Below are 21,635 nucleotides of genomic sequence, written 5' to 3'. Positions count from 1 at the left end.
CGGGCGGGCCCGGGGGCAACCCGGGCCCGCGGTCAGACCGCGTCGAGCGGGCGGAGCTGCGGCGAGGTGGCCCGCAGCTGGGCGGCGGCCAGCACCCCGATGACGGCGAGGGAGTTGCGGATCTTCCCGTCGAACACCCACTGGACGGCCTCGGCCAGCGGCACCCGCTCCACCGTCATGTCCAGCTCCTCGTGCTCGACGGTGAAGCCGTCGGGGCGGGCGACGTCGCTGAGCCCCTCGGCCAGGTAGAGCACCACGAGCTCGTCGCAGAAGCCGGGCGACGGGTGTTGGGTGGTCAGCAGGGACCAGCGCTCCGCCGACAGCTGCACCTCCTCGGCCAGCTCCCGGCGAGCGGTCTCCACCGGGGGCTCCCCGTCGACGTCACGCAGCCCGGCCGGCACCTCCCACAGGTGCTCCCCGACGGGGTGCCGGTACTGCCGCAGCATCACCACCCGGTCCTGGTCGTCCAGGGCGACGATGCCGACCGCGCCGGGGTGGTGCACGACCTCGCGCCCGCTCTCGCCGCCGCCGGGCATCGCCACGGTGTCCTTGCGCAGCGAGATGATCCGGCCGGCGTAGAGCTCCTCGGAGTCCAGTACCGCGTACTCGTGGGCCATCAGATCCCGACCTGCTCGCCCTCGGGAACCGGCAGCCGGGCGGCGTCCTGGTAGGCGGCGGCGGCCTGCACGAAGGCGGCGAACAGCGGGTGCGGCCGGGTGGGCCGGCTCTTCAGCTCCGGGTGCGCCTGGGTGCCGACGAAGAACGGGTGGACGTCGGCGGGCAGCTCGGCGAACTCGACCAGGGTGCCGTCGGGCGAGGTGCCGGAAAAGACCAGCCCGGCCTCGGTGAGCCGGTCGCGGTAGGCGTTGGCCACCTCGTACCGGTGCCGGTGCCGCTCGGTGATGTCGGTGGCGCCGTAGGCCGCCGCGACGACCGAGCCCTTCTGCAGCGCGGCCGGGTAGCTGCCCAGCCGCATCGTGCCGCCCATGTCGCCCCGGCCGGCCACCACGTCGAGCTGGGTGGCCATGGTGGAGATGACCGGGTCGGGGGTCTCCGGGTCGAACTCGGTGGAGTTCGCGCCCTCGATGCCGGCCAGGTCCCGGGCCACCTCGATGACCATGCACTGCAGGCCCAGGCACAGGCCCAGGGTGGGGATGCCGTTGACCCGGGCGTGCTGGATCGCGCCGAGCTTGCCCTCGATGCCGCGCACGCCGAACCCACCGGGCACGCAGACGCCGTCCACGCCGGCCAGCGCGGCCGCCGCGCCCTCGGGGGTCGCACAGTCGTCGGACGGCACCCAGCGGATCTGCACCCGGGAGCGGTGCGCGAAGCCACCGGCCCGCAGCGCCTCGGTGACCGAGAGGTAGGCATCGGGCAGGTCGATGTACTTGCCGACCAGCGCCACCGTGACGGTCTGCTTCGGGTCGTGCACCCGGTCCAGCAGGTCGCCCCACACGGTCCAGTCGACGTCCCGGAAGGGCAGGCCCAGCCGGCGGACGACGTAGGCGTCCAGCCCCTCGCGGTGCAGCACCTTGGGGATGTCGTAGATCGACGGGGCGTCCGGGCAGGAGGTGACCCCCTCGGCGTCCACGTCGCACATCAGGCCGATCTTGCGCTTGATGCCCTCGGAGATCTCCCGGTCCGACCGGCAGACCAGCGCGTCGGGCTGGATGCCGATGCTGCGCAGCTGGGCGACCGAGTGCTGGGTGGGCTTGGTCTTCAGCTCACCGGAGGGGGCGATGTAGGGGATCAGCGAGATGTGCAGGAAGAAGCAGTTGTCCCGGCCGATCTCGTGCCGCACCTGACGGGCGGCCTCCAGGAACGGCAGCGACTCGATGTCACCGACCGTGCCGCCGACCTCGGTGATGACCACGTCGACCCGCTCCGGGCCCTCTGCCACGGCCATGATGCGCGACTTGATCTCGTTGGTGATGTGCGGGATCACCTGCACCGTGTCGCCCAGGTACTCCCCGCGGCGCTCCTTGGCGATCACGTCCGAGTACACCTGGCCGGTGGTCACGTTGGCCCGGCCGGTGAGGTCGGTGTCCAGGAACCGCTCGTAGTGCCCGATGTCCAGGTCGGTCTCGGCGCCGTCCTCGGTGACGAACACCTCGCCGTGCTGGAAGGGGTTCATCGTCCCCGGGTCCACGTTGAGGTACGGGTCCAGCTTCTGCATCGTGACCCGCAGGCCACGGCTGGAGAGCAACGCCCCCAGAGAACTTGCTGTCAGTCCCTTGCCCAGTGACGACACGACGCCGCCGGTGACGAAGACGAACTTCGTCGGCTGGGAGTTGGGGAGAAGAGGTCCGCGGTCACGAGGTTCTGCCAGTCGACCCACGGACGCCCACGTTAACACGGCCCTCCGGGGCCTCCGGCGCCGCGCCCGGCGCGTGGTCTGGGAGCGGCCGGGCGGCCCCGTCGCCGCCCGGTGCACTGGCGACCAGCCACACCAGCAGGGGCACCAAGAGGGTGGCGGCGGTCGCCGGGAGGGCGACGCCGCTGTCGTTGACCAGTGCGCCCAGGGTCAGGCTCAGCGCGATCGCCACGAGCCCGGCCCGCAGCACGCGCAGGTCGGCGGCGGGCAGCCCCGCGGCGCGGTGACCCGGGCGGGTGCGCAGCAGCCCGCCGGGGCGCAGCAGCCACACCGCGGCGACCAGCGCGACCAGCAGCATCCAGGCCAGCGGGCTGCCCAGCAGGATGTTGAGGTTGGCCTGGGCCTTCCGGCTCACCACGGTCCAGGCCTCGCCGTCCAGCAGCTGCCCGACGAAGCGGCCCAGGTGGCTGCGCTCGTCGGCCGGGCCCAGCCAGTCGAGGACCGCGACGGTGCCGACGGCCAGCACGGCGACGGCGAGGACCGCCACGAACCGGACCACCGTGACCCGGATGTGGCCCAGCAGCATGCCGAGCACCAGGAACCCGGGGACGGCGGCCAGCACTCCCCCGAAGTCCCGGCCCAGCGACGGTGCGCCGATCACGACCACGGTGCCCACCCCGGCTCCCAGCACCGGCAGCAGCCAGTGCCGGCGACCGGGTGTGCCCGCCCGGCGGGCCACCGCCGCAGCCGCCGCGGCGGTGAGCAGCAGCGAGCTGACCGCCAGCAGCCCGAAGCTCAGGTTGCCGTACCCGGTGAACCGGCCGGCCACGATGGCGTCGTAGCCCAGCAGGCCGTCGAGCTCGAGGTGGGAGCCGGTGAGCACATCGCCCACCAGGGTCCCCAGGGTGATGACCAGGACGGCGACGGCCGGCCCCAGCCGGGTCCGCCGCCACGGCCCCAGCGTGGCGACCGCGGTCACCGCGAGGGTGCAGCCGAGCACCGAGCCGGCCAGCGCCGGTCGCGGTGCCGAGCTGAGCTCCCAGGGCACCAGGTTGGCCAGGTAGGTCGACACCGGGACGGCGGCGACGGCGAGCGCGGCCACCTGCAGCGCCCCCGTCCGGCGCCGTCCGGGGGTGCGCCGCTGCAGCCAGTCCCGCACCCGCCCGCGGCCCCGGCCGGGGAACCACCCGGTGGCCCAGCCGCCCAGGCCGAGCACGCCGAGCACGACCAGCGCACCGTTGAGCAGCACCAGCAACCAGAAGGTCGCGCCGGTGCTGCGGTAGTGCACGACGGCGCGGGTGTTGATCTGCTCCAGCTCGGCGATCGCGGTCGCCAGCTCCGGCCGGTCGCCGGCCACCCGGAACGGCTGCCCGTTCATCGAGGCGACCCGGTCCAGGCCCAGCGCCTGCAGGATCGTGGGTGCCACGTCGATGAGCTGGACGAAGGGCGCCCGGCCGGTGCTCGCGCTGGTTAGCCAGCCCGGCGCCACCCCCGGCCCGTTGGCCAGGCCCACGTGCAGCTGCGGCCGGCCGCCGTTGACCTCGGAGATCCCCTGCAGCAGGAAGAGCGTGTCCCCGGGCAGCTCGGCCACGGCGTCGCGCAGCCGGCCGACGGTCTGGTCGATGACCGCCAGCGCCGCCTCCCGGCGGGAGGGCTGGGTGCCGGTGTCGGTCTCCTCCATGACCGGCGCGCCGGCGTCGGTGAACTGGTCCAGCGAGACGACGGTGAGCGGGCACTCGGCCAGCAGTGCGGCGACCTCGGCCGGGTCGGTCGGCAGCCGGTCGCGGACGCTGAACTCGCCGGTCTCCCCCGCCACCGCCAGCGAGCCGGCGCGGCCGACGACCGTGCTGCAGTCCACCGCCTCCCCGAGGGCGCCGGGCTCGGCGCCGAACCGGGCGGTCGCCTCGTCGGCGGCCACCCGCGCGACGGTCTGCTGCGGCTCGGCGAGGCCCACGTCGGCGACCTGCTCCTCCAGCCCGCACCAGGACAGCCGGGTGTCCACCCGGACCGCGGCCGGGCCCTCGTCGGCTCCGGCGCCGTTCCCGACCTCGTCGTCCTCCGCGAGCGGGACGCTGGGCACGGGCACCGGGGGGACCGGCTCGACCGGCCCCGGGTAGCGGGCCCGGTTGCCCGCCCCCAGGGTGGCCCAGCCGTCCAGCAGGCAGGTGGTGGGTCGGGCGGCCCGCACCGACAGCGCACCGATGGCCGATTCCTCGGCCAGCGCCCACAGCTCGGGGGTGCGCTCGGGGTCCAGGTCCGACCAGGTCAGCCCGGCGACGCCGACGTCCACCACCCGGGTTGCCGACCACGGTCCCTCGGCGGCGGCGGCGGCGGCCGCCGCCGGGCCGGCGGTGCCCGCGAGCAGTCCGCCGAGCAGGGCGAGCAGGACGAGCGAGGCCGAGCACAGGCGCAGGAAGGCGCCCGGTCCGCTCATCACCGCCCCCCGGGGGGTCCGAGCAGCTCCCGGTAGAGGTCGACCAGGGCGGCCGCGGTCGCCGCCTCGTCGGGCCAGGTGGCCGCCTGACGCGGTCCGGCGGCCCCCAGCCGGGCGATCTCGGCGGGGTCGGTGAGCACCCGGGCGACGGTCTCGGCCAGCGCCGCGGCGTCGCCGGCGGGCACCAGCTCCGCGGCGTCCCCGACCAGCTCGGGGATCCCGCCCACGGCCGTGGCGACCAGCGGCGTCCCGGCCCGCAGCGCCTCCTGGGCGGTCAGCGAGCGCGCCTCCCAGACCGAGGGGAGCACGCACGCGTCCGCGGCGCCGAGCAGGTCGGCGACGTCGGTGCGCCGCCCGAGCAGCGTCACCGGCAGCCCCTCGGCGGCGATCCGCCGGGAGAGCTCGTCGGACAGCGGACCGTCCCCGGCGATGGCCACCAGCGGTGCCGGGCGCAGCCGCGGGTCCGCCGACCACCGGCCGACGGCGTCCAGCAGCGACTCGTACCCCTTCTGCGGGTGCAGCCGGCCGATGGCCACGACCAGCGGCCGTCGGTCGTCGTCGAGCCCGAGCTCGCGCCGCACCTCGCGGCGGTCCCGCCGGGCGGGCCCCAGCGGCGGGGCGGAGACCGGGGCGACCCGCACGTCCCGGGCGCCGAGCCGGCGGGCGTTGTCGGCCAGGTCGCCGGACGCGGCCAGCACCACGTCGGCGCCGCGGATCGTGGCCCGCTCGGCGGCCTGCAGCACGCGGCGGCGGAGCCCGCCGCCCTCGGGCAGCGCGTTGTGCAGCGTGAGCACCAGCGGCCGACGACGCTGCCCGGCCAGGGCACGGGCCACCGCGGCGACCAGCCCGGCCCGCAGCCCGTGGGCATGCACCAGCTCCGCCCCCGCGGTGGCCCGGCGCAGGGCGTGGACCGCGCGCAGGTCGGCCACCGGGTCGAGACCTGCGGAGATGCCCACCGGACGGAAGTCGGCGCCGGTGGCGGTGAAGCCGAACAGCTCCTCGGTGGCCCGCGGGCCGCAGACCCGCACGGCCGCGCCCGAGCGGGCCAGCGCGGACAGCACCGAGCGCAGGTGGGTGCCGACGCCGCCGGTGCTGGTGGCCAGCACCTCCGCGATCCGGCGTCCGGTCAGGAGAGGCTGTTCGGTCATCGGTCCCCTCCTGGTGCGTCGGCCCCCCGCAGGCCCTGCACGGCCGCGGTCAGCGGCCGCCGGGAGGTCCCCATCATGACCGCCGCGGCGACGACCAGCACGACCCCACCGGCCGCCAGCCCGACGCCGATCGCAGCGAGCACGCCGTCCCCGGGCACCGGGTCGGCACCCAGTGCCCGGGCGGTGAGCAGCCCGGCCGCACCCGCGAGCCCGCCGGCCAGCAACGCCGGCCCACCGGTGCGGGCCACGCCGGCCAGCGCCCCTGCGCCGGCCTCCCGGGCCACCACGACCAGCAGCGCGATGCCGGCCACGGTGACCCCGATGCTGTGCCCGGCGCCCAGTGCGAGCGCGCGGTCGGCCGGGGGCAGCACCGCGGCCAGCACCAGGTCCGCGGCGACGGCCACCAGCCAGCCACCGACCACGCAGACCGTCGGCGCGCGCCACGACCCCCGGGCGTACAGGGCCCGGGAGAGCAGCGCGACCAGCCCGTAGCCCACCAGTCCGGGGGCGAAGGCGGCGATCGTCGCCTGGAGCGCGGCTGCAGCGCCGGCGTTGTCCGGCGCGGCCAGGAACACCCGGGCCATCGGACCGGAGACCGCGACCAGGCCGGCCGCCGCGACCGCACTGCTCACCACGGTGAGGACGACGGCCGGCGCCAGCGTCCGCCGGTACCCCTCCTCGTCCCCGACCGCGGCCCGTTCGGTGAGCCCTGGGTAGACCGAGGTGGCCAGCGGCACGGCGAGCGCGGCCCACGGCAGCAGGAAGACCGTCATCCCGGCGAAGTAGGCGACCAGGGTGCCGTTGAGCGCTCCGGCGGCCAGCCAGATCGCCACCACGGCGACCAGCTGCTGGCCGGCGAGGGTGAGCACCCCGGCCAGCGCCAGCCGGCGCACGCGGGGCGCTGCCCCGACCGGGAACCGGAGCGAGGGCCGCAGCCCCAGACGCAACCCGCGCAGCGGCAGCAGCAGGGACGCCGCGAGCGCGACGACACCCAGCGTCGTCCCCACCCCGAGCACCAGTTCGGCGGTGGTGGACAGCCCGCCGACCGTGCGGCTGCCGTCGAGGCCGGCGAACAGGAGGTAGGCGGAGGCGACCACCAGGGTGGACAGCAGCGGCGCCAGCGCGGGCCCGGCGAACCGGCGGTGCGCCTGCAGCACGCCGGTCAGCACCACCGCGATGCCGTAGAGCACCACCTGCGGGGCGAAGACGACCAGGAAGCGGGCGGCCAGGTCGACCTCTGCCGGGTCGTCCCCGAGCAGCGCACCGGCGATCGGCCGGGCGAAGAGGGCGAGCAGCGCGGCCAGCGGCACCAGCACCAGCAGCGCCCAGCCCAGCAGTGCGCCGGCGGTGCGGCGCACCTGCTCCCGGTCCCCCACGGCGATCCCGCCGGCGAGCATCGGCACGACGAGGCTGGCCAGCGCGCCGCCGGCGACCACCTCGAAGACGATGTTCGGCACGTAGTTGGCCGCGAGGTAGGTGTCCGCGGTGCTGTCGGCGCCGACGGCGTTGGTGAAGACGACGGTGCGCCCGAACCCGGCCAGCCGGGCCAGCAGGGTGAGCACCGAGATCAGCAGTGCCGCCCCGGCCGCGCCCTGCACGACCCGGCGGCGAGCGGTGCTCGTCATCGCCGGACCCGCCCGGGAGGACGTCGCCCGGGATGCCGCACGGCGGTCACGCCCGGCGGCGGCCGAGCCGGTCGAGCTCCCGCAGGCCGGGGGTCGACTCGATGACCCGGGTGAAGCTGATCTTCTCGCTGGCCAGGGTGAGTGCGGTGACCACACCGAGCAGGCCGGCCCGGGAGCCGCGGCCCGGCAGCGCGGCCAGCCGCAGGCCCAGCAGCGCGCCGACGGCGTTGGCCCCGCAGTCGCCGAGCATCACGCGCTCGCCGAGGTCCGCGGGCAGCACCGCCAGGCCCGCGCCCAGCGGGCCGGCGACCAGCCCACCGGCAGGGCCGCCCACGGTCGCCGCGGACAGCAGCACGGCGACCTTCGCAGCGCGGCCGGGACGCAGGTCGAGCAGGTTGACCAGGTTCGCCGTCCCGGCGACCAGGCCGGTGGTCAGGACGCCGTCGACGACGGCCGACACCCCACTGCCCCGGCGGGTCAGCACGGCGGCGACCGCAGCGGCGGCACCGATCCCGGCGACCTTCACCGCCCCCGCCGACACCCGCCCCGCCCGCAGTGCGGCCAGGTGGCCGGCCAGGCCCTTGTCCCGCGCCTGCTCCGGCCGGGCGCCGGCCAGGTCGTCGTAGCCGCCGACCGCACCGGCGACGGCACCGACGACGGCGGCCGCGGCCCGCTGGCCCGCGGGGGCGCCGACAACCGCCGACCCGGTCGCCGCGGCGGCCAGCACCGGGCCACCCAGCAGGGTCACCGGGCGCCCGGCGTAGTTGGTGCGCCGCCAGGGCGCCCCCACCGGGCGGGCGGTCAGCGCGTCGGCACCGGCCAGCCCGGCCAGCGCGGCCCCTGCGGCCCCCGCGGCCAGCGTGGCGCGCCCACGAAGGGAGCTGATCACGGGACGGGCGCGGGCACCGGCTGGGTGCCCTCCCCGATCCCGTACTGGCCAGAGGTGTCCGTGGCCTCGGCGGCCAGCGCGAGCACGGTGCTGATCCGGCCGGCCGGGGTGTCCGCGTTGTCGATCGTGGACAGGCCGTCGGAGACCGGCCGGTCCGCGCGGACCGCACCGACCAGGCCGCCGTCCTCCACCGCGGCGAGGTCACCGGCGATGACGGCGCCGGAACCCCGCGCGTCCAGGGCGGTGGCCAGCTGGACCAGGGCGGTGGTGCGCTCCTCGGCATCGTCACCGGAGGCGGTGCCCGCGGTCAGCAGCACGGCGAAGTCGGCCGCGGCCACGGAGGACGTGTCCCGGCTGAGCACCCCGAGCTCTTCCAGCCCGGCCAGCACCGAGGCGGTGGCCGCAGGGTCGGGGACGACGCCGGCCTCCTCGCTGTCGGCGCCGGGGACGACGAGCACGTCGGCCAGCACGTCGGCCAGCAGCTCACCGGTGTCGTCGGTCTCCGCCGGGGTGATGCCGGGCGGCAGCCCGGGGCCGGTCAGGTAGCTGCGCAGGCCCGATTCGCTGGCCGGGTCACCGAACCCCGCGGGGAGCCGCAGGGCGCCGGTGACGGTGGCCCCGGCGTCGGCCAGCAGCGCGGTGACCCCCTCGACCGTCTCGGCCGGCACGTCCTCGCTGCCGACGACGAGCAGCACGCTGCGCCCGGCGAGGGTGTCGGCGACCAGGGCGGGACCGACGGCCTCCTCGAAGCTGCCGACCTGGTCCAGCGCGATCTGCAGCTGCTGGGTCTCGTCCTCCAGCAGCCGCTTGTCCTCCTGGAGGGCGGTCACCTGGTTCTGCAGGTTCGTCAGCACCGGTCCGTTCAGCTGCGTGGTGCCGATGACGATCCCCAGGGCCACGGCCAGGAAGACCGCGATCAGGGAGACCAGGTGGTAACGGAAGTCGATCACGAGAAGAGGTTCTCCAACCAGAACACGAAGCTGTCCCATTGGTCGATGAGCAGGTCGAGATAGACGCGGCCGGCGGTGGACACGGCGAGCGCGGCGGTGATCGACAGCAGGGCGGCCAGCACGAGCAGGACGAGCGCCAGGGTGGAGATCCGGCTCTTGTACAGCCGGCTGACCCCCTTGGCGTCGACGAGCTTCCCGCCCAGCCGCAGCCGGGTGAGGAAGGTCGAGGCCATGCCGCCACGGCCCTTGTCCAGGAACTCCACCAGCGTGGCATGGGTGCCGACGGCGACGATCAACGTCGCGCCCTTCTCGTCGGCCAGCAGCATGGCGATGTCCTCGCTGGTCGCCGCGGCCGGGAAGGTGATGGCCTCGACCCCGAGGTCGGTGACCCGCTGCAGACCGGGAGCCCGGCCGTCGGGGTAGGCGTGCACGACCACCTCGGCGCCACAGCGGAGCACGGAGTCGCTGACCGAGTCCATGTCGCCGATGATCATGTCCGGCTGGTAGCCGGCCTCCTTGAGCGCGTCGGCGCCGCCGTCCACGCCGATGAGCACCGGGCGGTAGTCCCGGATGTAGGGGCGGAGGGCCTGCAGGTCCTCCTTGTAGTCGTAGCCCCGGACGACGACCAGCACGTGCCGGCCCTCGATCCGGGTGGTGACGTCGGGGACGCCCACCCCGTCGAGCAGCAGCGCGCGTTCGCGCTTCATGTACTCCATGGTGTTGGCGGCGAAGGCCTCCAACTGGTCCGACAGCCCGGCGCGGGCCTCGGCCATCGCCACCGCGATGGTCTCCGGCGTCTGCTCGACGCCCTCGGCCACGACCGTGTCACCGGCGTAGAGCCGGTTGCCCTCCAGCCGGACCTCGGTGCCCTCCTTGAGCTGGGCGAGGACCTCCTTGCCCACCCCGTCGACCAGCGGGATGCCCGCCTCGACCAGGATCCCGGGGCCGAGGTTGGGGTACCGGCCGGAGATGCTCGGCGAGGCGTTCACGACGGCGGCGACCTTGCCCGCCACGAGCGAGTCGGCGCTCACCCGGTCGATGTCCAGGTGGTCGAGCACGGCGATCTCGCCCGGCCGGAGCCGCTTGGTCAGGTTCTTGGTCCGCCGGTCGACGCGGACGGTGCCGGTCACGCCGGGAGCCGTGTCGGACGACCGTCCGCGCCGCAGGGTGCCGATGCGCATGGACTCGATGCTCCCACGGGCCGGTCGGAGCCCTCCCTCCCGACGCGCGAGCGCAGCCGACTGCTCACGTTCAGTGAGCGACACCGGGTTCCGGTCGACTCGCCGTGCTGATGACCGGGTGTCGCTGCCCGGGGACGGGACCGGCCCGTCACTAGCGTGACTGCTGTGACTGCAGGGGCCTCCGCGCGCCGGAGTACAGCGACCGACCTGCTCGCCGACGACGCCGCCGCGCCGGACGTCGAGCCCACCAGCACCGTCGCCGGCGACCCGGCGAGCGCCCCGCCCGGGGCCGCGGAGCCGCCGTCCGCCCGGGTGGTGCCGTTGCCGTCCCGACCACCGGTGCCCGCCGCCACGGCGCCTCCGGCCAAGGTGACCCCGACAGCGGTGGCCCCGAACACGACCGCACGCCTGCCGGCCGAACCCGTGGCGGACGTCGCCGGCCCGGCCGGCAGCGACCCCCAGCCGGCGAGCGCCGCCGAGCCCGCGGACGCGGCCGGCCCCGGCCGACGGGCCCGCCGCCGGGATCGGCGCGGCCCCAACCTGCGCGAGCAGCGGCGCCTGCGCACCCGGGAGGCCATCGTCGACGCGGCGGCCGAACTGTTCGCCGAACGGGGCTTCGACCACGTCAGCGTGATCGAGATCGCCCAGCGCGCCGGCGTCGTGGAGAAGACCGTCTTCAACCACTTCCCGGTCAAGGAGGGGCTGGTCTTCGAGACCGACCCGCCGATGCGCGCGGCGCTGCTGGACGCCGTCCGCCGGCGCCCGGCCGGGGAGTCGGCCGCGGCTGCGGCCGGTGGCTTCGTCGTCGCTGCGGTGAGCCAGCTGGGCTCCCCCGAGGCGGCCGAGGGCGTCGCCGAGATGGCCCGGATCATCCGCGGCAGCCGGACGCTGCAGGCCCGGGAACGGGAGATCCTCGGCACGCTGACCGACACCCTCGCCGAGCAGATCACCCTGGAGACGCGCGCCGCCGCCGGGGACCTGGAGCCGTGGCTGGCCGCCAACGCCGTCCTGGGGCTGTACTCGGCGCTGCTGGAAGCGGCTCGGGACCGGGTGCTGGCCGGTGCGTCCGGCCCCGAGCTGGTGACCGAGCTGCGAGCCCGCGGCCGCCGCGGGCTCGCACTGCTGCAGTTCGGCCTCGCCGGGTACGCCAAGCGCCCCTGAAAGAGGACCCCCTCGCCACCCCACCGCTCGCGCGCTCGCGGCGGGGACCTGCGAGGGGGCCGGGGGGCGGGGTCAGCGGCCTCGTTCGGCCGCGACGGCGAGGAGCTCGCGGGCGTGGGCCTGGCCGGTGTCGCTGTCGGCCAGGCCGGACAGCATCCGGGCGAGCTCCCGGACCCGGTCCTCGTCCCGGACCGCGCGGATGTCGGTGGCGGTGACGCCCAGGGCGGTGTCCGGCGACTTGTCCACCACCAGGTGGGTGTCGGCGAAGGCGGCGACCTGGGCCAGGTGGGTGACCACGACGACCTGGTGCTCGCGGGCGAGCCGGGCCAGCCGCCGGCCGATCTCCCCGGCCGCCTGACCGCCCACCCCGGCGTCGACCTCGTCGAAGACCATCACCGGCACCGGGTCGGCGCCGGCGAAGACCACCTCGATGGCCAGCATCACCCGGGAGAGCTCACCGCCGGAGGCGCCCTTGTGCACCGGGCGGGCCGGTGCCCCCGGGTGCGGTGACAGCAGCAGGACGACCTCGTCGGCGCCGTCCGGTCCGGGCTGGTCGACGTCGGTGTCGATCCGGAAGGAGACCTGCGCGTTCTTCATCGCCAGGCCGGCCAGCTCGGTCCCCACCTCGGCGGCGAAGCCGTCCGCCGCGGCCTGACGGCCGGCGGTGACCCGGGCGGACAGCGCGGCCAGTTCGGTGCGGGCGGCGTCCCGTTCGGTCTCCAGCGTCGCCAGCGCCTCGTCGGAGACGTCGAGCTGGGACAACCGGTCGGCTGCGTCGGCGGACCAGGCCAGCACCCCGGCCAGCCCCTCCCCCGCGTCGGCGTACTTGCGGACCAGCGCGGTCAGCGCCGCCCGGCGGTCGAGCACCTCGGCCAGCCGGGCTGGGTCGGCGTCCAGGTCGGCGACGTAGCTGGCCAGCTGCACACCGACGTCGGAGACCACGGCCACCGCGTCGGCGAGGTCCTGGGCGAGCAGGACCAGGGTGGGGTCGTCGGAACCGGCCAGCGCCCGCTCGGCCGTGGCCAGTGCGCTGGTGGCGTCCTGCGGGAGGTCGCCGTCCCCGCCGAGGTCGCCGGTGACGTCCCCGACGAGCGCCAACCGGGCGGTGTCGGCGACCGAGCGCAGCGCATCGGCGTCACCCAGCCGCTTGGCCAGGGTGTCGAGGTCGACGTCCTCGCCCGGCTCGGGCGCCACCGCGGCGATCTCCTCCAGGCCGTGCCGCAGCACGTCGGCGGCCTGGGCCAGCTCCCGGGCCTGGCCGCGGCGGCGGTCCAGGTCGTCGGCCAGCCGGCGCCAGGTCACGTGGGCGGCGCGGTGCTCCTCGACGCGCGCCAGGTGCTCGGCGCCCGCGTACCGGTCCAGGGCACGCCGCTGCTCCGCGGGGCGGGTCAGCCGCAGCTGGTCGGTCTGCCCGTGCACCGCGAGCACGTCCTCGGCCAGCTCGGCGACCACGCCGACGGGCACGCTGCGGCCGCCCAGGTGGGCCCGGGAGCGCCCCTCGGCGCTGAACGTTCGGGCGAGGATGAGACTGCCGTCCTCGTCGGGCTCCGCGCCGGCGTCGGCGGCGCGGGCCCACACCGGGGAGTCCGGCGGCAGCACCAGCCGGCCCTCGACGCCGGCCCGCACCCCCGCGCGGACCCGGCCCTGGTCCGCCCGCCCGCCGAAGAGCAGGCTCAGGCCGGTCACCACCATCGTCTTGCCGGCACCGGTCTCCCCGGTGACCACGGTCAGGCCGCGGCCGAACTCCAGGGTGACGTCGTCGATGGAGCCCAGACCGTGGATGTGCAGCTCCGACAGCGCACCGTTCGGCGCCTGCGCGGGCTCCGGCTGCGGAGCCGGCCGCTCACGCCGTGCCGTCCGGGTGGCCACCGCCCACCTCCTCCGCGGTCCGCAGGACGCCGTCGCTGGTGTTGACGTCCCCGGTCAGCACGTTGGTGCGCCCGACGGGCGCCTCGTGGCCGGGCCCGTGGGAGCGGGCGTCCCGGAAGCCCCGGACCGGCAGCCCGAACTTGGCGACCAGTCGGTCGCCGAACGCGGTCGGGTTCATCCGGGCGATCCGGACCGGCCGCTCGGAGCGCCGGACCTCGACCCGGCCACCGTCGGGCACGTCGACGACCCGGCGGCCGTCGGCCGACACACGGGCCCGGGTGCCGTCCGGCGGGACGGCGATGGTCAGCACCGAGGTCGGTGAGGTGACCAGTGGCCGGGCGAACAGGGCGTGTGCGTTGGTCGGCACCAGGAGCAGTGCCTCGACGTCGGGCCACACGACCGGGCCACCTGCGGAGAAGGCGTAGGCGGTGGACCCGGTGGGCGTGGCGCACAGGATGCCGTCGCAGCCGAAGCTGGTCAGCGGGTGTCCGTCGACCTCCAGGACGACGTCGAGCACCCGGGCCCGCTCGACCTTCTCCACCGAGACCTCGTTGAGCGCCCAGGTGCCCTCACCGGTCGGCCGGCCCTCGGCGTCCAGCACGGTGGCCTCCAGGGTGAGCCGCTCCTCCACGTCGTACTCGCAGCGCTGCACTGCGGCGATCATCTCCTCGACCGCCTCGGGCTCGGTCTCGGCCAGGAAGCCCACCCGGCCGAGGTTGACGCCGGTGATCGCCGCATCGGTGCTGCGCGCCATCTCGGCGGCCCGCAGGAAGGTGCCGTCGCCCCCGAAGACCAGCACGATCTCCACGCCCTCCGCCGCTCCGGGGCCGAAGGGGCAGACCTCCGCGCCGGGGACGGCCATCGCCTCGGCCTCGTCGTCCAGCAGCCGGACCACGATGCCGGCCTCGGCGAGCCGGGCGGCGGCGGAGCGGGCGAGCCCGACGATGTCGGCGCGACCGGTGTGCACGGCCAGCAGCACCCGCCGTTGAGCCGGACGGTCCTCGTCGGCGGCGCCCGCCGGTGCGCCTGGCTGGGGCTCGGTCACTGTGGTCCTTCCTGAACTGCTCGGTCGATGTCGGCCTGGTCCGGTGGGGGTGCGTCACGGCGGAGCCAGAGGAAGAACTCCACGTTGCCCGCCGGACCGGGCAACGGGCTGGCCACCACCCCGGCGGTGCCCCAGCCGAGCTCCGCGGCGGCCGCCGCGACGGTGGCGACGGCGTCGGCGCGGTGGGCCGGGTCGCGGACGACCCCACCCGAGCCGAGCCGGTCCCGGCCGACCTCGAACTGCGGCTTCACCATCGGCAGCAGCTCGGCGTCGGGCCCGGCGCAGCCGGTGAGGGCCGGCAGCACCAGGCGCAGGGAGATGAAGGACAGGTCGGCCACGACCAGGTCGGTCGTGCCGCCGATCGCCTCCGGGGTCAGCTCGCGGACGTTGGTCCGCTCGTGCACGGCGACCCGCTCGTCGGTGCGCAGCGACCAGGCGAGCTCGCCGTAGCCGACGTCGACGGCGACGACCTCCCGGGCGCCACGGCGCAGCAGCACCTCGGTGAAGCCGCCGGTGGAGGCGCCGGCGTCCAGCGCCCGCCGGCCCTCGACGGGCACTTCGAACGCGTCCAGGGCGCCGATCAGCTTGTGCGCCCCGCGGGAGACCCACCGGGGCTGGTCCGGGTCGGTGCGGACGACGACGGGCGTGCCCGCCTCCACGCCGGTGGCCGGCTTGGTGGCGGCCTGCCCACCGACGGTGACCCGGCCCTCGGCGATGAGCGCGACGGCGTCCTCTCGGGAGCGGGCCAGCCCGCGGCGCACGAGCTCGGCGTCGAGCCGGCTGCGGCGGGCCATCAGAGCTGGTCGATGGTGGACAGTTCGCGCTGCAGCCGCTCGTGCTCGGCCTCGAACACCGCGACGTGCTCGGCCACCGGCCGACCGGCCAGGTCGGCGAACGGGGACGCCGCGGGACGCGCCGTGGACTCCTGCGTGGCCGCTGCGTCGGTGCCCGCCGGAGCGGGCCGGGCGCCGCCTGGGGGGTGCGGGACCGGGCGGGGCTGGCCGGGCACGCTCACGGGCTCCTCCTCCACACGCGGTCAACGCCGGCGCGCCGGCAGCTGCCGGCTCGCCCGTCACCAGGGACCCGGCGACCACCTGGCAGGCTACCGGCCGCCACCGACCGGCGACGGTGCACCGGAGGAGCCGGTGGACCCGCCCCCGGCGACGGCACCGGGCTGCACGCCGGACCGCCCGCGCCGGGTCGTCCTCCCCGCCGGTAGCGTCCCGCTGCGACCGCCCGGCCGGGACGAGCCCGGTCACCGGCTGGAGGAGGCACCACGACGTGGCGACGCTGGACGAGTGCATGACCGCCCTGGACGACTTCGTCGGCAAGCTGGCCGCCAAGGAGGCGGCACGGGACCTGGACCGCAGCGTCTCCTGCCGGCTGACCGACCTCGACCAGGTGGTCGCCGGCCGGCTGGCCCGCGGCTCGGTGCACGACATGACCGCACTGCCGGACGGGCCGGCGGTGCCCAAGGCCGACATCCGGCTGACGATGACCAGCGACGACCTGCTGGCCCTGACGTCGGGGCAGCTGTCCTTCGCGCCCGCGTGGGCGTCGGGCCGGATCAAGCTCGAAGCGGGCCTCCGCGACATGCTGCGGCTGCGGTCGCTCCTCTGACCCGCCGGCCCGGACCGTCACCCGGCGGTCAGGGCCCAGCCGGCCAGCACCTCGGCAGCCGCGTCGTCCCCGGCCCGCAGCACCGCCGGCCGTCCCTCCGCGGGATGCCGCGACCAGTGCGCGACGGCGAGCGCGCGCAACCCGTCCAGCCCGTCGGCCCCCTCCCGCTCCGGCCCGACCGCGCGCAACGTCATCTGCTCCCCGTCGGCGGCGGCCTCCCAGCCGCCACACCGCCAGGTCCCCTCGGCCTCGACCGGGGTCACTGCCGGGTGCGCGACCAGCAGCCCGGCCGCGTCGGCGGAGAGCAGGTCCGGCCGGTGCACCGGGCCTGCGGCCAGCAGATCGGCCGGGGTGGCCACCCCGGAGAACACCAGCAGGCTGGCCGCGTCGGCCCGGCGGGCGCCCTCGATGTCGGTGTCGAGCCGGTCGCCGACCACCAGCGGCCGGTGGGCGCCGGTCCGGCGGACGCACTCGGCGTGCATGGCCGGGTCGGGCTTGCCGGTGACCAGCGGCTGCTGCCCGGTGACCGTGCTGACCACGCCGACCAGCGCACCGTTGCCGGGCAGCACGCCGCGGGGCGAGGGGATCGTCGCGTCGGTGTTCGTGGCGACGTGCCGGGCGCCGGCCCGCACGGCCACCACCGCCTCGGCCAGCTGCGCCCAGCCCACCTGCGGGCCGTAGCCCTGGACGACGGCGGCCGGCTCATCCTCGGCCCGGTCGACCACCGTCAGACCCGCCGCCGACAGGGCGGCTGCGACCCCGGGGCCACCGACCGGCAGGACCCGCGCGCCCGGCCCGACCAGCCCGGCCACGACCGAGGCGGCGGCCTGCGAGCTGGTGATGACGTCGTCGGATGAGGCCGGGATGCCGAGCTCGGTCAGGTGCGCGGCCACCTGCTCCGGCGTCCGCGCGGCGTTGTTGGTGACGAAGCCCAGCCGCATGCCCTCGTCCCGGGCGGTCTGCAGGGCCGCGGGGACCCCGGGCACGGCAGCAGGGCCGACGTAGACCACGCCGTCGAGGTCGAGCAGGGCCACGTCGTAGGCGCGGGTGGGCGGTGTGTCGGTGCCGGCGGCCAGCGGCGGACGGGCGTCGGTCGGGCGAGGGCTGGACCCAGCGTCGGAGCTCACGTCGTCATCCTGTCGCAGGGGCGTGCGGGCCGGTCTCAGGGCAGCTCCGTCGCCAGCCCCCCGCCGGGCCCGGACGCCGCGCAACGCCCGGGCGTAGTGGCCCTGGTCGGGACGCATCGCCACGGCCAGGGCGAGGTGCTCGGCGGCGAGCTCGAGCTCCCCGGCCCGGCTGGCGGCCAGCCCGAGCCCGAACTGGGCGTAGTCGTCGGCGGGGTCGACCGCGATCAGCGCGCCGAAGGACTCGATCGCCTCGCGGTACCGGCCGGCGTCGTACTGGGCCCGGGCCAGGGCCTCCCGCACGCTGCGCGAACCGGGTTCGGCGGCCAGTGCGCGGTCGAGCAGGGTCGCGGCAGCATCGGGGTTGCCGTCGCCCAGCAGGTCGAGCCCCCGCTGGTACCAGTCGTAGACGCCGCCGTCCGGCTGTCCCGGGTCCGCCACCGCAACTCCTCCCCCGCACCCTCCCGGGTGCTCCACGCGCCGCCGGTGCCGGCAGGCACCGCTCCCGGCCCCCGGCGGGGGCACTCCTACGATCGACTCCGTGCCCTCGACGACCCCCCGCCCTCGACGTCGGCGGACGCCCCGCCCGCTGACGTGACGGGCCTCGACGTCCGGCCGTTCCGTGCCCTGACCTACCGCCAGCACGACGGTGACCGCCTGGCACGGGTGAGCTCACCGGCCTACGACCTGGTGAACCCGGCGGGGCGGGACCGTCTGGCCGCCGCCGATCCGCACAACATCGTCCGCCTGATCCTGCCCGGCGTCGAGCCGTTGCCGGGGCAGGAGACGACCCGCGCCGAGCGCGACCAGCGGTCTGCCGCCGTCGCCGGGGAGACGCTGCGCACCTGGCTGGCCGAGGACGTGCTGGTCCACGACGAGGCGCCGGCGCTGTGGCGGTACGAGATGGCCGCGCCGGGAGCCGTTCCCACCGTCGGTTGGCTGGGGGCGGTGACGCTGCCGGCCGCCGGTTCGGTGGCCGTGCTCCCGCACGAGGACACCTTCCCCCCGGCCGTCGCCGGACGCGCCGCCCTGCTGGCCGCGACGGACACCGATCTGGAGCCCATCGTCCTCGCGCACGACCCCGACCCCGAGGTGGCGGCTCTCACCCGGCAGACCGGGGACGTCCCGCCCACCCTGGAGGTCGCCGACCCCGACGGGGTGGTCCATCGGCTGTGGCGGGTCACCGACCCCGCGGTGCTGGACCGGCTGACCCACGCCCTGGCCGGGACGGCGGCGGTGATCGCCGACGGGCACCACCGGTTCGCAGCCGCCCGCGACCACCAGCGGGGCCGGGCCGGCCAGGGCAGCGTGCTTGCGCTGGTCACGCCGATGGGGGCCGGCGGGCTCCGGGTCCGGGCGATCCACCGCGTGGTGCCCGACCTGTCGATGTCGACCGCGGTGGAGTCGGCAGCTGCCGGGTTCGCGGTCCGCGACCTGGCGCAGTCCGGCGGCGCCGTCCGGCCGGTGATCGCGGACTGGCTGGAGACCGGAGCGGACGGGACCTTCCTGCTCACCGACGGCAGTCGGGTCGCCGAATTGTCCGAGCCGTCGCCGGCGATGCAGGCGGCCGTGCCGGCCGAGGCGCCCACGGCCTGGCGGCGGCTGGACGTCGTCCTCGCCCACGCCGCGCTGCTGACCGGTCTGTGGGGGCGCCCGGACGACCCCTCCTCGGTGCTGGTCGCCCACGACGTCGAGGAGGCGCTGCGGCTGGCTGCGGACCGGGCCGGCGTGGCCCTGCTGCTGCGTTCCCCGTCGCCGGCCGATGTGGCGGCGGTCGCCCGGGCGGGGGCGCGGATGCCGCGCAAGTCGACCCTCTTCGTGCCCAAGCCCCGCACCGGTCTGGTGCTGCGTCCGCACGTGCACTGACCGGCGGACGGCCCCGGATCGTCGATCCGGGGCCGCTCACGCCGGTTCGGCCGACGCCCGGGGCGCTCCCCGGGAGACCTTGCGGCCGCGCCGGCAGGTGACCTCGTAGGCGACCGCCGTGCCGGTCGGGGTCCGCCAGAACCGGCGCTGCAGCGACCCCTCCACCTCCACGACGTCGTCCGGGGTCCAGGCAGCCGCGTAGCGCTGGAGCGCCGGCAACAGGCTGACGCAGGTGATCACGTCGGACTTCGGCCCCCGGGGTCGGGGGCTCTCCCGGCGGACGACGAGCTTGAAGACCAGCAGGGTGTCGCCACTGGGCAACGGGCGCAGCTCGGGTGGGGCGGACAGCCGGCCGCGCAGGACGACGTCGTTCCGGTCGATGACAGCAAGGCTCATGCCGCGAGCCTCGCTGCCCGGACAGCACACCGGCCAGGTGTGCCCACGGTCTGTGGACGCACCTGGCCGGTGTGGACGACGGAGCTCAGTCCGTCGGTGACTCCTGCTCCGGGACGTCGTGCCCGGGCGCCTCCTGGAACAGGCGCGTGTGGTCACGCTCGACGGGGGGCGGCGTCTCGCCGAGGAGCTCGGCCACCTCGGCCTCGATGTCATCGGCCGAGACGTCCCCGAAGTCGGCATCGGCGAACTCGACCCCGCCGATCTCGGCGGTGCCGACACCCGGGCGATCTGCGTCGGCGACCTCCGCCGAAGCGTCCTCGGCAACGGGCTCGTCGTCGTCGCCCCCTTCGTCGGCGATCGCGACGTCGACAGCCAGGCCGTCGGTGGCCACCGTCTCGTCGGCGTCCTCGTCCGCGTCCTCGTCCGCGTCCTCGTCCAAGTCCGCGTCCGCCTCCTCCTCGTCCTCGTCCGCGAAGAGGGCCGCCACGCCGGTGAGGTCGTCTGGGTCGGCCGCGGCGATGGCGGCGAACCACTCACCGGCCAGTTCCTCCTCGCCACGGGCGTCGAGCAGCTCGGCGTACGCGGTGGCGAGCCGGAGCTGGCCGAGGTCCGGGTTCCCCAGCGTCGCGGGGGTCGGACGTCCGCCGAGGGCAGCCTCGAGCACCAGCGCGGCGGCTGCCGTCTCGCCCAGGTCCTGTCGTGCCCCGGCCTCGACGAGCCGCAGTTCCACGAGCTCCTCGTCACCGGGCTGGGTGGCCAGCGCCTCCTGGACCAGCCGCAACGCGTTCTCCGGCCGTTCCAGGGCGCGCTCACAGTCCGCCAGCACGGCGCGGTAGCTGTCGTCACCGCTCATCCGGGCGTAGGCCCGCAGCTCGCGGGCGGCCTCGGCGTAGTCGCCTGCGTGGTAGGCCGCGACGCCGACGGCCTCGCGGACGGCAGCGATGCGGGACGCGCGGTCCCGAGCTGCGCGGGCGTGCTCGAGCGCCAACTCCGGCTCGTCGTCGAGCAGTCCCCCGGCGGCCACGAGGTGCCGAGCCACGGTGTCGGCGTTGCGGGAGTCCAGGCCGCGCAGTGCCGACCGGACCGACTGGTCGAGGTCCCGCGGGTCCACCCACTCCGGCAGCGCAGGGCCCGGAGCCCGACGCACGGCCGCGTCCCCCTCGGGGCGACGGTCCTGCCACGCCGGACGATCACCCTGCGGACGACCAGAACCCTGCGGTTGGTCACCGCTGGGGCGGCGGTCCTGCCACGCCGGGCGGTCACCCTGCGGACGACCGGCACCCTGCGGACGGTCTCCGGCCGCGCGGCGGTCCTGCCACGCGGGCCGGTCACCCTGCGGACGCCCACCACCCTGCGGACGGTCACCACTGGGGCGGCGGTCCTGCCACGCGGGCCGGTCACCCTGCGGACGCCCACCACCCTGCGGACGGTCGCCACTGGGGCTGCGGTCCTGCCACGCGGGCCGGTCACCCTGCGGACGCCCTTGACCCTGCGGGCGGTCACCACTGGGGCGGCGGTCCTGCCACGCGGGCCGATCACCCTGCGGACGGCCCTGACCCTGCGGACGCCCACCACCCTGCGGACGGTCACCACTGGGGCGGCGGTCCTGCCACGCGGGCCGGTCACCCTGCGGACGCCCACCACCCTGCGGACGATCGCCACTGGGGCGGCGGTCCTGCCACGCGGGCCGGTCACCCTGCGGACGGCCCTGACCCTGCGGACGCCCACCACCCTGCGGACGGTCACCACTGGGGCGGCGGTCCTGCCACGCGGGCCGGTCACCCTGCGGACGCCCACCACCCTGCGGACGATCGCCACTGGGGCGGCGGTCCTGCCACGCGGGCCGGTCACCCTGCGGACGGCCCTGACCCTGCGGACGCCCACCACCCTGCGGACGGTCACCACTGGGACGACGGTCCTGCCACGCCGGACGATCACCCTGCGGACGCCCACCACCCTGCGGACGGTCACCACTGGGACGACGGTCCTGCCACGCCGGACGATCACCCTGCG

General features: G+C 76.3%; 19 protein-coding genes. 4 read left to right on the top strand and 15 right to left on the bottom strand.

Translation table 11 applies throughout. The features are described 5' to 3' along the window. Positions 1–32 precede the first annotated feature (32 nt). Genes O2V63_RS07725 through steA form a run of 8 tightly spaced genes read right to left on the bottom strand, consistent with a single transcriptional unit; the run spans position 33 to position 10,541 of the window. The gene (locus tag O2V63_RS07725; RefSeq protein WP_269166966.1) at positions 33–617 is read right to left on the bottom strand and encodes an NUDIX domain-containing protein; all 585 of its coding nucleotides are present in this window, start codon (positions 615–617) and stop codon (positions 33–35) included. Then, positions 617–2,338, bottom strand: coding sequence for a CTP synthase (locus O2V63_RS07720; RefSeq protein ID WP_269166965.1), 1,722 nt, complete (start codon positions 2,336–2,338; stop codon positions 617–619). Before O2V63_RS07720 ends, O2V63_RS07725 begins: the two co-directional genes overlap by 1 nt. Then, positions 2,313–4,748: a hypothetical protein gene (locus O2V63_RS07715; protein ID WP_269166964.1), complete on the bottom strand. Its 2,436-nt coding sequence runs from the start codon at positions 4,746–4,748 to the stop codon at positions 2,313–2,315. The genes O2V63_RS07720 and O2V63_RS07715 overlap by 26 nt, the downstream gene beginning before the upstream one ends. Continuing rightward, the gene (locus O2V63_RS07710; protein WP_269166963.1) at positions 4,748–5,896 is read right to left on the bottom strand and encodes a glycosyltransferase family 4 protein; all 1,149 of its coding nucleotides are present in this window, start codon (positions 5,894–5,896) and stop codon (positions 4,748–4,750) included. Before O2V63_RS07710 ends, O2V63_RS07715 begins: the two co-directional genes overlap by 1 nt. Beyond that, entirely contained in the window at positions 5,893–7,521 is a 1,629-nt protein-coding gene (murJ, locus tag O2V63_RS07705) for a murein biosynthesis integral membrane protein MurJ (RefSeq protein ID WP_269166962.1), read from the bottom strand. The genes O2V63_RS07710 and murJ overlap by 4 nt, the downstream gene beginning before the upstream one ends. 46 nt (positions 7,522–7,567) lie before the next feature. Further along, on the bottom strand, positions 7,568–8,410 hold the full coding sequence (locus O2V63_RS07700; protein ID WP_269166961.1) for a hypothetical protein: 843 nt from the start codon (positions 8,408–8,410) through the stop codon (positions 7,568–7,570). Further along, positions 8,407–9,360, bottom strand: a complete 954-nt coding sequence (locus tag O2V63_RS07695) for a copper transporter (protein ID WP_269166960.1) — start codon at positions 9,358–9,360, stop codon at positions 8,407–8,409. The genes O2V63_RS07700 and O2V63_RS07695 overlap by 4 nt, the downstream gene beginning before the upstream one ends. Beyond that, complete coding sequence (gene steA / locus O2V63_RS07690; protein ID WP_269166959.1) at positions 9,357–10,541, bottom strand: putative cytokinetic ring protein SteA; 1,185 nt, start codon at positions 10,539–10,541, stop codon at positions 9,357–9,359. Before steA ends, O2V63_RS07695 begins: the two co-directional genes overlap by 4 nt. 165 nt (positions 10,542–10,706) lie before the next feature. On the opposite strand from steA, the gene O2V63_RS07685 reads away from it, so the two are divergent. After that, positions 10,707–11,702 (top strand): TetR/AcrR family transcriptional regulator, encoded by a 996-nt coding sequence (locus O2V63_RS07685; RefSeq protein ID WP_269166958.1) that lies wholly within the window; start codon positions 10,707–10,709, stop codon positions 11,700–11,702. 72 nt (positions 11,703–11,774) lie between these two features. Here the strand turns inward: O2V63_RS07685 and recN are convergent, their stop codons facing one another. The 4 genes from recN to O2V63_RS07665 are packed head-to-tail and all read right to left on the bottom strand — an operon-like array spanning position 11,775 to position 15,631. Beyond that, entirely contained in the window at positions 11,775–13,571 is a 1,797-nt protein-coding gene (gene recN, locus O2V63_RS07680; protein ID WP_269166957.1) for a DNA repair protein RecN, read from the bottom strand. Then, a complete protein-coding gene (locus tag O2V63_RS07675; protein WP_269166956.1) occupies positions 13,546–14,616 on the bottom strand; it encodes an NAD kinase in 1,071 nt (356 codons plus the stop codon). Before O2V63_RS07675 ends, recN begins: the two co-directional genes overlap by 26 nt. After that, the gene (locus O2V63_RS07670; RefSeq protein WP_269166955.1) at positions 14,613–15,410 is read right to left on the bottom strand and encodes a TlyA family RNA methyltransferase; all 798 of its coding nucleotides are present in this window, start codon (positions 15,408–15,410) and stop codon (positions 14,613–14,615) included. Before O2V63_RS07670 ends, O2V63_RS07675 begins: the two co-directional genes overlap by 4 nt. After that, positions 15,410–15,631 carry a hypothetical protein gene (locus O2V63_RS07665; RefSeq protein WP_269166954.1) on the bottom strand — a complete coding sequence of 74 codons (222 nt, stop codon included), beginning with the start codon at positions 15,629–15,631 and terminating at the stop codon, positions 15,410–15,412. The genes O2V63_RS07670 and O2V63_RS07665 overlap by 1 nt, the downstream gene beginning before the upstream one ends. A gap of 266 nt (positions 15,632–15,897) precedes the next feature. On the opposite strand from O2V63_RS07665, the gene O2V63_RS07660 reads away from it, so the two are divergent. After that, positions 15,898–16,236 carry an alkyl sulfatase C-terminal domain-containing protein gene (locus tag O2V63_RS07660; protein ID WP_036341266.1) on the top strand — a complete coding sequence of 113 codons (339 nt, stop codon included), beginning with the start codon at positions 15,898–15,900 and terminating at the stop codon, positions 16,234–16,236. 17 nt (positions 16,237–16,253) lie between these two features. Here the strand turns inward: O2V63_RS07660 and O2V63_RS07655 are convergent, their stop codons facing one another. After that, entirely contained in the window at positions 16,254–17,801 is a 1,548-nt protein-coding gene (locus O2V63_RS07655; RefSeq protein ID WP_269166953.1) for an HAD-IIA family hydrolase, read from the bottom strand. 153 nt (positions 17,802–17,954) lie between these two features. Between O2V63_RS07655 and O2V63_RS07650 the strand changes: the two genes are divergently transcribed. Then, positions 17,955–19,226 (top strand): DUF1015 domain-containing protein, encoded by a 1,272-nt coding sequence (locus tag O2V63_RS07650; RefSeq protein WP_442929005.1) that lies wholly within the window; start codon positions 17,955–17,957, stop codon positions 19,224–19,226. A 36-nt stretch (positions 19,227–19,262) separates the two neighbouring features. Here the strand turns inward: O2V63_RS07650 and O2V63_RS07645 are convergent, their stop codons facing one another. Beyond that, on the bottom strand, positions 19,263–19,622 hold the full coding sequence (locus tag O2V63_RS07645) for a single-stranded DNA-binding protein (RefSeq protein WP_269164214.1): 360 nt from the start codon (positions 19,620–19,622) through the stop codon (positions 19,263–19,265). A gap of 85 nt (positions 19,623–19,707) precedes the next feature. Next, positions 19,708–20,769: a tetratricopeptide repeat protein gene (locus O2V63_RS07640; protein ID WP_269166951.1), complete on the bottom strand. Its 1,062-nt coding sequence runs from the start codon at positions 20,767–20,769 to the stop codon at positions 19,708–19,710. Between the two features lie 72 nt (positions 20,770–20,841). Between O2V63_RS07640 and O2V63_RS07635 the strand changes: the two genes are divergently transcribed. Further along, positions 20,842–21,635 (top strand): hypothetical protein (locus O2V63_RS07635; protein ID WP_269166950.1); only part of this gene is annotated, 794 nt, incomplete at its 3' end.

The organism is Modestobacter sp. VKM Ac-2977 (assembly GCF_026968045.1).
Lineage (GTDB): Bacteria > Actinomycetota > Actinomycetes > Mycobacteriales > Geodermatophilaceae > Modestobacter.
Note: the sequence above shows the minus strand (reverse complement) of the source record. Positions and strands in the feature narration are given on the sequence as shown.